Raw genomic sequence first — 13,617 nt, forward strand, 5'->3', positions numbered from 1 at the left:
CTTTTGCTCACCTGAAAAAGCCTTTACACCCAACACCCCTTGGTGTATCTTGTCCAGCCTGCGGAGAGGTGACCGAGAGGCCGATGGTGCTCGCCTGGAAAGCGTGTGTAGTGCAAGCTACCGGGGGTTCGAATCCCCCCCTCTCCGCCAGTTTCTACTGGGCTGATCAAAAACGCCCATCTGCGGCGTTACCCTCGGACCGCTTCAACGACGTACCATTGAGGTACGTCTTATTCTGCGGACCTTCGGGCGCCTTGCATCTGGGCATTTTTGATCAGCCCGGCAACTGGCTACGACAGTTGAAGTTAATGTTAAAGCAAAAGTGCAAGGGCTAAGCAATTGCTGCAACACAGCAGTTGGTGAGTTTTTGCAACGCCATCTTCTTTGATTTGCCGGCAGAAGTGACAGCCGGGTCCCACGCAACGAGCGGTTGTGAACTCCGTCAGGCCCGGAAGGGAGCAGCGGCAGCAGCTTGATCGTGTGCCGTGGGGGTGCCTGGCTGTCACTTGTGTTGGCAAGTTTATAGAGTCCGGGAATTGTGGTTTTTCCCAGGCTCTTATCTCCTCACCCCTAACACCTCCGCCTTTACGGGCCGAGTTCACGGCGAGGACATCTCCCCATGTCGTACATGGTACTGGCGCGCAAATGGCGCCCCCAGCAGTTTGATGATCTGATCGGTCAGGAGCACGTCAGCCAGACGCTGAAGAATGCGATCACGGCCGACCGGGTGCATCACGCCTTTCTGTTTACCGGGGCCCGTGGTGTCGGTAAGACCTCGGCGGCGCGGATCTTTGCCAAGGCGCTGAACTGCGCTGAAGGTCCGACCCTGACCCCCTGCGGGGTTTGTCCCTCCTGTGTTGAAATTACCGCCAGCCGTGGCATCGATGTCTTTGAAATCGACGGCGCCTCGAATACCGGCGTCGATGATATCCGCGAACTGCGTGAAAATATCCGCTACCTGCCGTCTACTTCCCGCTATAAAATCTTTATTATCGATGAAGTCCATATGCTCTCAATCAATGCCTTCAATGCGCTGTTGAAGACACTTGAAGAGCCTCCTGATCACGCAAAGTTCATCTTCGCTACGACCGAACCCCATAAAATTCCGGTTACGATTCTGTCGCGCTGCCAACGTTTCGATTTCCGCAAGATAGCCCTCGGCAAGGTCGCGGCGCGGTTGAAGACGATTGCCGCCGCAGAGGGGATAAAGGTCAGCGATGCCGGGCTGACGATGATTGCCCGCGCTGGTGGCGGCAGCATGCGTGACTCCCAGTCGACCTTTGATCAGGTGATCGCTTACTGCGGAGAACAGGTTGATGATGTTCAACTTCAGGGGCTGCTCGGGATGGTTGACCAGCGCCTGTTGATCAATCTGCTGGAGGCAATTTTTGAGGGTGATGCTGGACGGGGATTGGGGATTCTGCAACAGGTCGACGAACAGGGTCATTCTTTCCGGCAGTTCTGCCAGCAGCTGATTGAGCTGGTGCGCGCCTTACTCTTTATCAGCGTCGTCGAGGATCCGAGCGAGATGCTGGAGGTCAGCGAATCTGAGCTGCAGGAGTTGAGAAAATTGGCCGTTTCGGCAGATCTTAATCGCCTGCAGCGGACGCTGACCCTGTTGATGCAAACCGAAACTCAGCTCGCGCATGCGAATTATCCGCGGTTGTGTGTCGAGATGGCGGTGGTCAAGTTGGCCAGCCTGCCGAACGGCGCCGATGTCGCGCATCTGATTCATAAGCTGGATCTGCTCGAGAAGCGCCTGCCAGTTGGCGGAGTGGTTCCGTCACGACCTGCGCGGACTGAAACTTCTTCCAACATTCCGCCGCCTCCACCGCAGCCGTTCAGGTCTTCTCCACCAGCGGAGGAACCGGAATCTCCAGCGGAATCCAGAGTTCAAGAACCTGTCCCTGTACCCGCAACTGCCCCGGCCGCTCCACGACAGCAGGATTGGGCAGGCCTGGTTGAGTTTGTCAATCAGAAGCGTCGCGCCCTCGGTTCGGTGCTTGAGCACGCTCACCCGTTGACCAGTGAGTTGCCGCTGCTCAAGTTCGGGTATCCGGAGGGTTCGTTCAATCTGCAGCTGTTGGGAGACAGCGAGACTCGCAGTGCGCTTGAAGCCCTCGCGGCAGAGTTTTTTGGCCGCCCGGTGCGCCTGGAGGTGGTCAAGATGGACGGGGAGCAACAGCCCGCAACCCCGACTTTTGCCCAGCAGCAGAAGGAAGAGCAAGTCAGTCGTCAGCAGCAGTTGCGCGATAACGCGAATGAACACCCGATGGTCAAGGCAGCCAAAAATATTTTCGATGGCGAGGTCGAAGATGTTCGGCCGATTGATAAAGGTTTTATCTGAGATTCTGGTGAAAAAAATTCACGATCTGCAAGGAGAAAAGTAGATGGCTAAAGGTCTTGGTAATATCATGAAGCAGGCCCAGCAGATGCAACAACGTATGGCCCGCGTTCAGCAGGAGCTTGAAGCGCGTCAGGTAGAAGCTTCTGCCGGTGGCGGTATGGTGACCGCTGTTGTTACCGGCAAGATGCAGCTTGTGAGCCTGAAGATTGAAAAGGACGTGGTTGATCCTGAAGATGTTGACATGCTGCAGGATCTGGTCTCGGCTGCGGTTAACGAAGCCTTGAAGAAGAGCCAGGAGATGATGCAAGAGGAGATGGGTAAGGTGACCGGTGGTATGAACCTTCCCGGTTTGTTCTGAACCTGCTGCTGTTGAATTTAGATTACTCTTCATCCAAAAGGCCGTCGGCAACTGTTCCGGGGGTCTTTTGTTGTTTTGTCCTCTGGCGCAAGAAGCTGGAATTCAGACGATAGTTGTGGTTTGAAATTGTGGACTGTATACAATAAAAGATTGAAATGGAGAAAGTTGTTATGCTAAAGTCCTCGCCTGGTCAGACCAATGGACCAAGAATATTTTCGCTAGAATTTAAATTTTTAGCGTCCCTGAAAAAAATAAAACAGCATTTTAATTTGTTGGAAATAGGGCATTTCCCATGCTAGGCTCGCTCCCATCTTTTGCCAGATTGGTCGCCGAACTCGGCAAGCTCCCGGGGATTGGCGGTAAGACCGCCACGCGACTGGCGTTTCATCTGTTGCGCAAATCGCAGGAAGACGTTCAGGCTCTGGCAACCGCGATGGTAGAGATGAAGCGTAATCTCTCTTTCTGCGTCCGTTGCTTCAATATCGCCGAAGGCGAACTGTGCCGCATCTGCACTGATGCTGGCCGGGATGAGAGTTGTCTTTGTGTTGTGCAGGAACCGCAGGATCTGATTGCGATCGAACGCAGCCATGGCTTTCGCGGGCAGTATCATGTTTTGCATGGCGCCCTCTCGCCCCTTGATGGCGTTGGTCCTGAGGACCTCAAACTTCCGCAACTGCTTGAGCGGCTCAGGGGCGACAAGATTCACGAAGTTCTGGTCGCGACCAGCTTCACCGTAGAAGGGGAGGCGACGGCGCTCTATCTGGCCCGGATCCTCAAGGATACAGGGATTAAGATGACGCGCCTGGCTCATGGCATCCCTCTGGGGAGTGATCTCGAGTACATCGATTCGGCTACGGTCCATCAGGCGATTGATAGCCGGCGTGAATTCTAGATAATTTGTTCCAGAAATATGTCCTCTGACAGGTATTTTAACCAAGATCTGTTAGAAGTTTATCCAGGCTTAAATCTCTACTGACTCCATACAATCGACGAAAAAAAATTGGTAGAAAACAGTTGAGCGTGATCTATCCGTTCACCAGCGAAGGAGGAAACTGATGTCTCGAAAGATGGTTTGTATTGATGGTTGTTCCGCTGCCGCGCATGTTGCTCATGCGACCAATGAAGTTATTGCGATCTACCCGATCACTCCCTCATCCGGCATGGGTGAAATCTCCGACGCCAAGAGCGCGGCCGGGCAGAAGAACATCTGGGGAACGATCCCCAAGGTCGTTGAGATGCAATCTGAGGGCGGCGCCGCCGGGGCTGTCCACGGTTCTCTGCAGGCTGGTGCTCTGACCACAACCTTTACCGCTTCGCAGGGTCTGTTGCTGATGATCCCGAACATGTACAAGATCGCCGGCGAGCTGACCCCGACCGTTTTCCATGTTTCAGCGCGCGCCATCGCGACCCAGGCCCTGTCGATCTTCGGCGATCATTCCGACGTCATGGCCTGTCGTCAGACCGGTTGGGCGATGCTCTGCTCCAACAACGTTCAGGAGGTCATGGATTTCGCCTTGATTGCTCAGGCGGCAACCCTTGAGTCCCGCATCCCCTTCCTGCACTACTTTGACGGTTTCCGGACCTCCCATGAGATCCAGAAGGTCGAAGAGCTGACCAAGAAGGACATGAAGGCGATGATCGACGATGATCTGGTTTCCGCTCATCGTGAACGCGCCCTCTCACCGGATCACCCGGTTCTGCGCGGTACGGCTCAGAATCCGGATGTCTATTTCCACGGGCGTGAGATCGCCAACGCCTATTACGAAAAAGTGCCTGGGATTGTTCAGGCGCAGATGGACAAGTTTGCCAAGCTGGTCGGGCGTCAGTACAATCTGGTCGACTATGTGGGTCATCCGAAGGCTGAGCGTGTCGTGGTGATGCAAGGTTCCGGTTGCGAAGCGATGGAAGAGCTGATCATGCATCTGGTCGCTCAGGGAGAGAAGGTCGGTCTGGTCAAGCTGCGTCTGTTCCTGCCCTTCCCCATCGAGCAGTTCTGCAAGACGGTACCCGCCAGCGTCAAGAAGATTACGGTTCTCGACCGCACCAAGGAGCCGGGCTCCATCGGTGAGCCGCTTTATCAGTCGGTTCGCACTGCCGTTGGTGAGGGGATGGTCGATGGCTTCACCAGCTTCGAAGGCTATCCTTCGATCGTTGGCGGGCGTTACGGCCTCGGTTCTTTTGAATTTAATGCCGGGATGTGTAAGGCCGTTTTCGACAACATGCTGCAGGATAAGCCGATGAACCATTTCATCATCGGCTTCGATGATGATATCAGCGGCAAGAGCCTGAAGTTCGACGCTGCCTACAAGGTCCCCTTTACGGGCTACGCGGCCATGTTCTACGGCCTCGGTTCTGACGGCACCGTCGGAGCCAATAAAAACTCGATCAAGATCATCGGTGACAGTACCGATAATCAGGTCCAGGCCTATTTTGTTTATGACTCCAAGAAGGCCGGCAGCTTGACCACCTCCCACCTGCGCTTCGGCAAGGATGTGATCCGCAATACCTACCTGGTCTCTGAAGATGAGGCCGACTTTGTTGCCTGTCATAACTTCTCCTTTCTTGAGAAGTACGACATGCTCAAAAACGCCAAAAAAGGTGCGACCTTCCTGCTTAACTCCGCATTCGGCAAGAATGAGATCTGGGCTCAACTGCCGAAGTTTGTTCAGCAGCAGCTCATTGACAAGCAGATGAAGTTTTACGTCATTGATGGCATTGCTCTGGGTGAAAAGTTGGGTCTGGGTGCGCGGATCAACGTCATTATGCAGACCGCCTTCTTCAAGATCTCAAATATCATTTCCCTCGATCTGGCGATCAGCGAGATCAAAAAAGCGATCCTCAAGTCTTACAGCAAAGCGGGCGAAAAAGTCGTCAACATGAACAACCAGGCCGTTGACGTTGCGCTCGAAAATGTTGTTGAAGTTGCAATCCCGGCGGTTGCCGACAGCGCAGTTGAGATGCAGATCGGCAAGTGGGATGGCTGCTCCGAGATGGTCAAGAAGACCATCGGTCCGATCATCGACGGTCTCGGTGACAAGCTTCCCCTTTCGGCGATGTCAGCCGACGGAACCTTCCCGACCGCAACGGCATGTGTCGAGAAGCGCAATATTGCCGTTACCGCGCCGGTCTGGAAAGATGAGCTCTGTATCCAATGCGGAATCTGCTCATTCGTCTGCCCGCATGCTTCGATTCGGATGAAGATTTATGACGAGGCCGAGCTGAAGGGTGCACCAGCGGACTTTAAGTCGGTGGCGGCCAAGGGTAAGGACATGGAAGGGAAGAAGTTTACCTTGCAGGTTGCAGTTGAAGACTGCACCGGTTGTGGCGCCTGTGTGTACAACTGTCCGGTTAACAGCAAAACCGAAGAGGGCGTCAAGGCGATCAACATGGCGCCTCAGCCGCCCCTGCGCGTCAAGGAAGCCGCTAACTTTGACTTCTTCCTCGGCCTGCCTGATACCGACCCGGCACTGTTCAATCGCGCGACTGTCAAAGGCAGCCAGCTGCTGCCGCCGATGTTTGAATTCTCCGGCGCATGTGCCGGTTGTGGCGAGACCCCGTTTGTTAAACTCTGTTCGCAGCTGTTCGGCGACCGCATGATCGTGGCCAACGCTACCGGGTGTTCTTCGATTTATGGTGGCAACCTGCCGACCACTCCCTGGGCCAAGCGCAAGGATGGCCGTGGACCTGCATGGAGCAACTCGTTGTTTGAAGATAACGCCGAGTTTGGTCTGGGGATGCGTCTGGCGGTCGACAAGACCTCTGAATTTGCTCGTGAACTGCTGATCAGCAATATCGACTGTGGCTGCAGGGCCTGTGAAGGAACTGCCGGTTTGAAGCAGGAGATTCTTGACAGTCTGCAGAATACTCAGGAAGAGATCGAAGTTCAGCGCGGCCGCGTCGCCAAGCTGAAGAAGATTCTTTCCGCCTGTACCCATGAAACCGCCAAGCCCTTGCTGGTTAATGTCGACTATCTGGTCAACAAGTCGGTCTGGATCCACGGTGGTGACGGCTGGGCCTATGATATCGGTTACGGCGGTCTCGATCACGTCCTCGCTTCGGGTGAAAACGTCAACGTGCTGGTTCTCGATACCGAGGTCTATTCCAACACCGGCGGTCAGGCTTCCAAGTCGACCCCGATGAGCGCCGTGGCGCTCTTCGCGGCTGGCGGCAAGAAGATGCCGAAGAAGGACCTGTCGATGATTGCCATGTCCTATGGCAACATCTATGTCGCACGGGTCAATCTGTCTAACCCGGCACAGGCGGTTAAGGCTATGATCGAGGCGGATGCCTATGATGGGCCCTCCCTGATTATCGCCTACACTCACTGTATCGCTCACGGCATCAACATGACCAAGGCGGTCGATAACTGTAAGGAAGCGGTGGCATGTGGTCACTGGCCACTGTTCCGTTACGACCCGCGTCTTGCTGCGCAAGGGAAGAATCCGTTGCAGATGGACAGCAAGGATCCGAGCATCAGTTTCGCCGAGTATGCCAGCCATCAGAACCGCTTCCGGGTGCTGAAGAAGGCGAACCCCGAGCAGGCTGAAGAGTTGATGGCTGCGTCGGCCAAAGATGTGGCAACCCGCTACGATCTGTATAAGAAATTGGCTGAACTGCAGGCTGATTGCGGTAAATAAGCTGATTGTTTTAAGTTGAAACATCGAGGCTCCCGACAATTAATTTGTCGGGAGCCTTTTTAACTTCTATGCAGGGGTGCTATGACGGAATTCTTTTCAGTCTTTTTCAATGTGATTCTGCCCGTGTTCGGTATAGTCGCCCTCGGAGCCCTTCTGGGCGGTCGGCTGGAACTGCAGGCGCGCACTCTTACCCGTGCGGCCTATTATGTGTTCGTGCCGGCATTTATCTTTCAGGCCATCAGCAGCGCGACCGTCCCGTTGGGCAGCGCGATGAAGATGATTTTATTTATCGTGCTCACCCATGTGCTGGCGGCCCTGGTTGCCGGCGGCATAGGTCGGGTGCTGGGGAAATCGAAGGAGATGATCGCCGCGTTTGTGATGATCGCGGCTTTCGGTAATGTCGGCAATTACGGGTTGGCGGTGATCCGGTTTCGACTCGGGGATGCCGCCCTGGCGCCGGCGACGATCTATTTTGTGGCCATAAGCATTACCGCCTTTGTGATCTGTGTCGGTGCCGCAGGTTGGGCACATGGGGGCAGCAAGGGCGCGATCTGGGGGGTCGTCAAGACGCCGGCGCTTTGGGCGACGATCCCGGCGCTGCTGGTTTTATCCTGTGGCTTGACGCCCCCGTTGGTGATCAGTCGCATGATCGGCCTGCTGGCCGATGCCATGATTCCGGTGATGCTTTTTGCCCTGGGGTTGCAACTGCTCGAGCAGCGGCGGGTGTCTCTTTCTCGAGATGTTCTCCTGGCCACAGGCATGCGCCTTTTGCTGGTGCCGGCCCTTGCTTTTGGTGTTGCCATCCCTTTCACACTGGGTCCGATCGAAAACGCGGCGGGAATTCTCCAAGCCGGAATGCCAGCGGCGATTCTGGTGGCGATTATCTCGAAGGAGAATAATATTGTCCCCAATTTTGTGACCTCGGTTGTCGTGGTCTCGACCCTGGCGAGTCTGGTGACGCTGACCCTGCTGATGGTCATGCTTTAGCCTTGAAAAAAAGGAACAGCAGGTCAATTTGACGGGTGATGAGGCATAACCCGCTCTATTGACTACCTGAAACCTTCTTGCCTGAACAGTTCTAAAAATTCGTCGGCGGGTAATGGTCGGCTACGTAGATAACCCTGATATTCCTGGCAACTCAGTTGTTGCAGAAAACCGAGCTGTTCATTGGTTTCAACCCCTTCGGCGATGACCTTCAATTCCAGATGGTTGGCCATCGATATGATTGCCCGGGTTATGGCGGCGCTATCGGTGCTGGTGGTGATATCTCGCACAAAGGAACAATCGATTTTCAAGGTGTCGATCGGGAAGGCCTTTAAATAGGCCAGCGAAGAATATCCGGTACCAAAATCATCAATGGCGATACTGACCCCCACCTTCTTCAATTGCTGCAGAATGAGTCTGGTGTCTTCAGTGTTTTCCATCAACATGCTTTCCGTCAGCTCAATTTCAAGATACTGCGGATCAAGCCGGCTGTTTTTGAGGGAATTCTCCACCATTTCAAGAACTTTTGTACGACTTGATGGCAAGGAGAACTGCTGACCCGAGAGGTTGATTGAGACTCTTATCGCCGGTAGTCCCAGGTTCTGCCAGGCCCTGTTCTGGTGACAGGCTTTCTGAACCACCCATTCAGACAGCGGGGTCATCAGCCCGGCGTCCTCGGCGATGGCGATGAAATCTCCGGGATTAAGCAGCCCCCGGGTCGGGTGCTGCCAGCGGATCAAGGCTTCTGCACCGACAATCCGACCACTCTCTACGTTAAATTGCGGCTGATAAAAAAGCACAAACTCATCCCGTTCCATAGCCTTGCGCAGCTCGTTTTCCAGGGCAAGGCGTTCGGTTGCGACGTTGTTGAGCTCGGCCTTGTAGAATTGAAAGCTGTTGCGGCCCTTGTCTTTGGCGTCATACATGGCGATGTCGGCGTTTTTCAGCAGCAACTCCGCGTCCTGACCATCTTCCGGAAAAAGGCTGATACCGATACTGGTCGTGACAAACACCTCGTGCCCCCCGAGCTGCAATGGTTCTGAAATGGCTTTAAGAATCCTTCGGGCGACTCTGGCGGCATCCTCGGGGTTAGCCAGTTCGCTCAGCAGAACCAGAAACTCATCACCCCCCAGTCGCGATACGCAGGTGTTCGTCTCATCCAGATAAAAGCGTCCCAGCGAATCCGTGTCGCGGATGCAGGTCTCAATTCTCTCAGAGACTGTTTTTAGCAGCAGATCGCCGAGGTGGTGCCCGAGGGTGTCATTGATCCTTTTGAATCGATCCAGATCAAGAAATAACAGAGCCATTAAGCGCTCCGATCGACGGCCGGTCGCCAACGCATTTTGCAAGCGATCAGAGAACAGTTGACGGTTGGCGAGGCCGGTCAACCCGTCGTAAAAGGCCAGATGCCGGATCTGTTCTTCGGCCTCTCTTATTCGGGTCACGTCTTGTATGATGCCGCGAACGATGCTTCTGTTACCAACCTCTGAGAAGACCACTTCCCCCTGATTGAGGAGGTTACGCTCCTCGCCATTTGTCAGCACGACTCGATGATTCAGGGTGAAGGGTTTTTGTTCAGCGAGAGCGTCTTCAATAGTAACGCGGACCAGTTCCTGCTCTGCGACAGGAATATACCTGAAGACCTCCTTGAAGGCGAGCTGCGCGTCCTGGTTGTCCAGGCCCAGCAGACGGAAGCACTCAGCCGAGCCCTTGATGCTCCTGGTCGGTGGGTCCCATTCCCAGTTCCCCAGCTTGGCCAGCTGCTGGGCTTTGGCCAGCTGCAGTTGGCTTTGTTGTAAATCCTGAAAGACTTTGCCGGAACGAAGCAGGTAGCGCACCCGGTAGCCGAGCATGGCCCAATTGAGGGGCTTGCTGATAAAATCGGTGGCGCCCGCCTCAAAGGCGTGGTGAATCGCAGCTATGTCGTCAAGGCCGGTCATCATTAAGACCGGGGTGTGTTCGCCGCCGGGGAGCTGGCGCAGGGCGCGGCAGGTCTCGAAACCGTCCATGCCCGGCATCATGACATCCAGCAGCAGCAGATCTGGTCGGAGCTCGGTAAAGGCTTTGAGCGCTGATTTGCCGTCTCCTCTGATCAGCGTGCTGAAACCGGCCTGTTCCAGTGCGCCGCGCAAGCTTAGCTGCATGGTCAGGTCGTCATCGACAACCAGAATGACCGGCTTTTTAGGGTCTTGAATCATGTATCTGTTTCCAGTCCGCTTCGTGTTTCAATCAGCAGGGCAGCCTGTGCGCGCTGATATTCGTCGCTGATCTGAGTATAAAGGTCTGCGGCGTTTTGCACCTGTCCAGCGCGGCTCCCCATCTCCATGGTTTTACACAGCTCAGCTAAATGCAAGGCCCCAAGGTTGGCGCTGCTCGATTTCAGACAGTGGGCCATCTGTTGGGTCGTCTCCCAGTCGTTATCTCCGACCGCCTGATGCAGTTGGGTCAGAAGTCCGGGGGATTGTTCCAGGTATGCGGCAACTATCTGCTGGACCAGATCGGGCATGGCCTCAGTTTCCAGGGCACGCAGCGCGTCCAGGGCCTTACGGTCGATGGGTGAGGATGGCCCTTGTGCGGCAGCGTCAGCCACAGTTGCTTGTTTGGCGACTTGTTCGATCAGGATCGGTGTCTGTAACTGCGCTGGCCCCAGCCAACGTTCGAGGACGCTGTGTATCTGGCTTTTATTGAACGGTTTGGTCAGGTAGTCGTTCATGCCGGCTGCCAGGCACTTTTCGTTGTCACCTTCCAGGGCATGGGCGGTCAAGGCAATAATCACCAGCGGCTTAGTTCCAAGTTCCTGCTCATTTTTGCGAATCTCGGCGGTGGCCTGGTATCCGTCCATGACCGGCATCTGGCAGTCCATGAAGACCAGTTCGTAGCTGCCAGAGTTGATTGCCTCAAGCGCTTGTTGGCCATTATCAACCACATTTATCTGGCAGCCGAAAAGGCTCAGCATCCCTTTGGCCACCCGCTGATTGACAAGGTTATCCTCGACGACCAGCACCCGCGCATCGAACTGCGTAGTAACGTCCTGCAGATTGTGACGGGTGACCAGCCGTGGACTGCAGTTGTCGGGTTTGGAGTTCATGACCGAGACCATGGCGCTGAAGAACTCGGTCTGCCTCACCGGTTTCGTCAGGTAGGCGTTGATGCCAACCTCGCGGGCCATCTGTCCATCGCCACGCAAACCGACCGAGGTCAGCATGATTTTTTTCAAGGCTTTAAAGTCAGGATCCTGTTGAATCTCCCGGGCGACTTCAAACCCGTCCATTTCAGGCATATGCATGTCCAGCACCAGCAGGTCGAAGGGGAGCTGGCGTGTGCGTGCCGCCCGCAGCATGGCCAGTCCCTGACGGCCGGAGTCGGCGCTTTCGCAGAAGATCCCCCAGTAGCTGAGGCTGTGCGCGAGGATTTCGCGGTTGGTGGCATTGTCATCAACGATCAAGGCGCGCAAGCCGACTAAATCCCTGCGCGCTGAGTTCGGCGTTGGTGTCGCAGATTCACTGCGTGATAATTTAATTGTGAACCAGAACTTAGAGCCCTTGTTGGGTTGGCTTTCGACGCCGATCTCCCCTCCCATCAGTTCTACCAGTTGTTTGGAGATGGCGAGGCCGAGACCCGAGCCGCCATATTGGCGGGTGGTCGAGCCATCCGCCTGGGAGAAGGTTTTGAACAGCTTAGTCTGAGCGGCAGGGGTAATGCCGATGCCGGTATCCTCAACTGAACAGTGCAAACGAACAGTCCTGCCCTGCTCTCGGCCCGCAGTGACTCGCACCACCACCTCTCCCTGCTCGGTGAATTTGATCGCGTTGCCCATCAGGTTGGTCAGAACCTGACGCAGGCGACTGGGATCACCGACCAGGATTTCAGGGACCTCGGTGGTGACCTGAACGGCCAATTCCAAACCTTTGCTGTGCGCGGGGCCAGACAGCAACTGGGCGATATCGTCGATCATTGGCCGCAGTTCGAAGTCGAGCGCTTCCAGTTCCAGTTTACCGGCCTCAATCTTGGAAAAATCGAGGATATCATTGATCAGATTTAACAGGGCTTCACCGGAGGCCCGCACTGTTTCAGCGAATCGTCTTTGCTCCCGGTCCAGGGTGGTCTCCAGCAACAGTTCAGTCATGCCTAGCACACCATTCATGGGAGTGCGGATTTCATGGCTCATGTTGGCCAGAAACTGGGATTTGGATCGATTTGCAGCCTCGGCAGCGTCCTTGGCAAGGCTCAGCGCTCGTTGGTTCTCGCAGATACTGCTGGTCATGCTGTTTACGGCGTCGGCCAGCATTTCGAGCTCATCCCCACTGCTGATATTGAGCCGCTCGGATAAATTTCCGCGGGCAACATTTCGCGCATGCTGGTTGAGTTGTTCGATGTGGCGAACGATCGGTCGGGAGAATCTTCGGGAAAGGAAAATGCCGACCAATAAAACGGCCAGGCAGATGGTTAGAGTCATTAATGCCAGATGGATTGGCACCTTTAGAAATTCGCTCGCCGGAAGTACAGTGAACAGTTGCCACCCGGTTGTCGGTACCTGGGCCCAAGCGACGAAGACCTCTTCCCCCTGATAGGTGCCCTGGTCAAAGCCTGCGGTGCCGTGGAAAAGACTCTGCAGCTGAGAATATTGAGATGGCGCCGGATCCTTGGAGGTCGTGCCAGAAGAGCTGAGCCGGTGGCCACTAGTGTCAAACAGGAGGATAAATCCATGCTCACCAACTTGCTGGTTATTAAAGTTTTGGGTCAAAAAACTTATGGGAACCTGAGCCAGCAAGACCCCTTCAAAGGTATTACCAAAATAATTAAAACGCGCCATGGCCATCGGCAGGGATGGCTCTTGGCTGTCAGGCAGGGTTGTCACCTTACCGAGGACCACCTGATTGGGTTTGCTCATGGCCTGTGCAAACCAGAGGGTCTGTCGATAATTGTCAAAGCGTTGTACGACCTTGTCATTGACAACCTTGACTTCTTCCTCTCCGTCCCGGTTCAGGTAACTCAGGCGAGGTAATACCTTATGAAATTTGGTGAAGTGTTTGACGAGCGGCAGGTCGCGAGAGTATTTCTCATACTCAAGGGTCTCGACGCGTCCCAGTAATGATATTTTATCCTGCAAGGTAGATTCGATAGTGCTGGCCAAAGATTTTGCCAGGACAAGCTGCTTATCGAACAGCGCATCTTTGAGGGCAGTTGTTATAAAGAACATACTGAGACCGCCCAGCAGCAGGATGCTGAGCAAAATGACCAGGGACTGAGCAATCAGGAATTTTTGTTTGATGGTACGGCGCATCAAGTCT

7 protein-coding genes, 1 tRNA gene and 1 other RNA gene are annotated in these 13,617 nt (G+C 54.8%); 7 read left to right on the forward strand and 2 right to left on the reverse strand.

Annotation, left to right across the window (positions count from 1 at the left end; all coding sequences use genetic code 11):
- The first annotated feature begins 62 nt into the window (after positions 1-62).
- The 7 genes from D888_RS0101400 to D888_RS0101425 all read left to right on the forward strand — a co-directional run bounded on the left by D888_RS0101400 (position 63) and on the right by D888_RS0101425 (position 8,329).
- Positions 63-150 (forward strand) — tRNA-Ser (locus D888_RS0101400).
- Positions 151-406: 256 nt separating this feature from the next.
- An RNA gene (gene ffs / locus D888_RS23530) (signal recognition particle sRNA small type) lies at positions 407-504 on the forward strand.
- Positions 505-619: 115 nt separating this feature from the next.
- Entirely contained in the window at positions 620-2,347 is a 1,728-nt protein-coding gene (dnaX, locus tag D888_RS0101405) for a DNA polymerase III subunit gamma/tau (RefSeq protein ID WP_020674737.1), read from the forward strand.
- 43 nt (positions 2,348-2,390) lie between these two features.
- Positions 2,391-2,705, forward strand: coding sequence for a YbaB/EbfC family nucleoid-associated protein (locus tag D888_RS0101410; protein ID WP_020674738.1), 315 nt, complete (start codon positions 2,391-2,393; stop codon positions 2,703-2,705).
- 292 nt (positions 2,706-2,997) lie between these two features.
- A complete protein-coding gene (gene recR, locus D888_RS0101415) occupies positions 2,998-3,597 on the forward strand; it encodes a recombination mediator RecR (RefSeq protein WP_020674739.1) in 600 nt (199 codons plus the stop codon).
- A 163-nt stretch (positions 3,598-3,760) separates the two neighbouring features.
- A complete protein-coding gene (gene nifJ, locus D888_RS0101420; RefSeq protein WP_020674740.1) occupies positions 3,761-7,342 on the forward strand; it encodes a pyruvate:ferredoxin (flavodoxin) oxidoreductase in 3,582 nt (1,193 codons plus the stop codon).
- A gap of 81 nt (positions 7,343-7,423) precedes the next feature.
- Complete coding sequence (locus D888_RS0101425; protein ID WP_020674741.1) at positions 7,424-8,329, forward strand: AEC family transporter; 906 nt, start codon at positions 7,424-7,426, stop codon at positions 8,327-8,329.
- Positions 8,330-8,391: 62 nt separating this feature from the next.
- Here the strand turns inward: D888_RS0101425 and D888_RS0101430 are convergent, their stop codons facing one another.
- Positions 8,392-10,524, reverse strand: coding sequence for a two-component system response regulator (locus D888_RS0101430; protein WP_020674742.1), 2,133 nt, complete (start codon positions 10,522-10,524; stop codon positions 8,392-8,394).
- Positions 10,521-13,610, reverse strand: a complete 3,090-nt coding sequence (locus D888_RS20370) for a hybrid sensor histidine kinase/response regulator (protein WP_020674743.1) — start codon at positions 13,608-13,610, stop codon at positions 10,521-10,523. The genes D888_RS0101430 and D888_RS20370 overlap by 4 nt, the downstream gene beginning before the upstream one ends.
- Positions 13,611-13,617: the final 7 nt, after the last annotated feature.

It is taken from the genome of Geopsychrobacter electrodiphilus DSM 16401 (assembly GCF_000384395.1).
GTDB lineage: Bacteria > Desulfobacterota > Desulfuromonadia > Desulfuromonadales > Geopsychrobacteraceae > Geopsychrobacter > Geopsychrobacter electrodiphilus.

Excerpts from the sequence above, each read along its gene's own strand:
- dnaX (WP_020674737.1), top strand. The coding sequence starts at position 620 with ATGTCGTACATGGTACTGGCGCGCAAATGGCGCCCCCAGCAGTTTGAT.
- D888_RS0101410 (WP_020674738.1), top strand. The coding sequence starts at position 2,391 with ATGGCTAAAGGTCTTGGTAATATCATGAAGCAGGCCCAGCAGATGCAA.
- recR (WP_020674739.1), top strand. The coding sequence starts at position 2,998 with ATGCTAGGCTCGCTCCCATCTTTTGCCAGATTGGTCGCCGAACTCGGC.
- nifJ (WP_020674740.1), top strand. The coding sequence starts at position 3,761 with ATGTCTCGAAAGATGGTTTGTATTGATGGTTGTTCCGCTGCCGCGCAT.
- D888_RS0101425 (WP_020674741.1), top strand. The coding sequence starts at position 7,424 with ATGACGGAATTCTTTTCAGTCTTTTTCAATGTGATTCTGCCCGTGTTC.
- D888_RS0101430 (WP_020674742.1), bottom strand. The coding sequence starts at position 10,524 with ATGATTCAAGACCCTAAAAAGCCGGTCATTCTGGTTGTCGATGACGAC.
- D888_RS20370 (WP_020674743.1), bottom strand. The coding sequence starts at position 13,610 with ATGCGCCGTACCATCAAACAAAAATTCCTGATTGCTCAGTCCCTGGTC.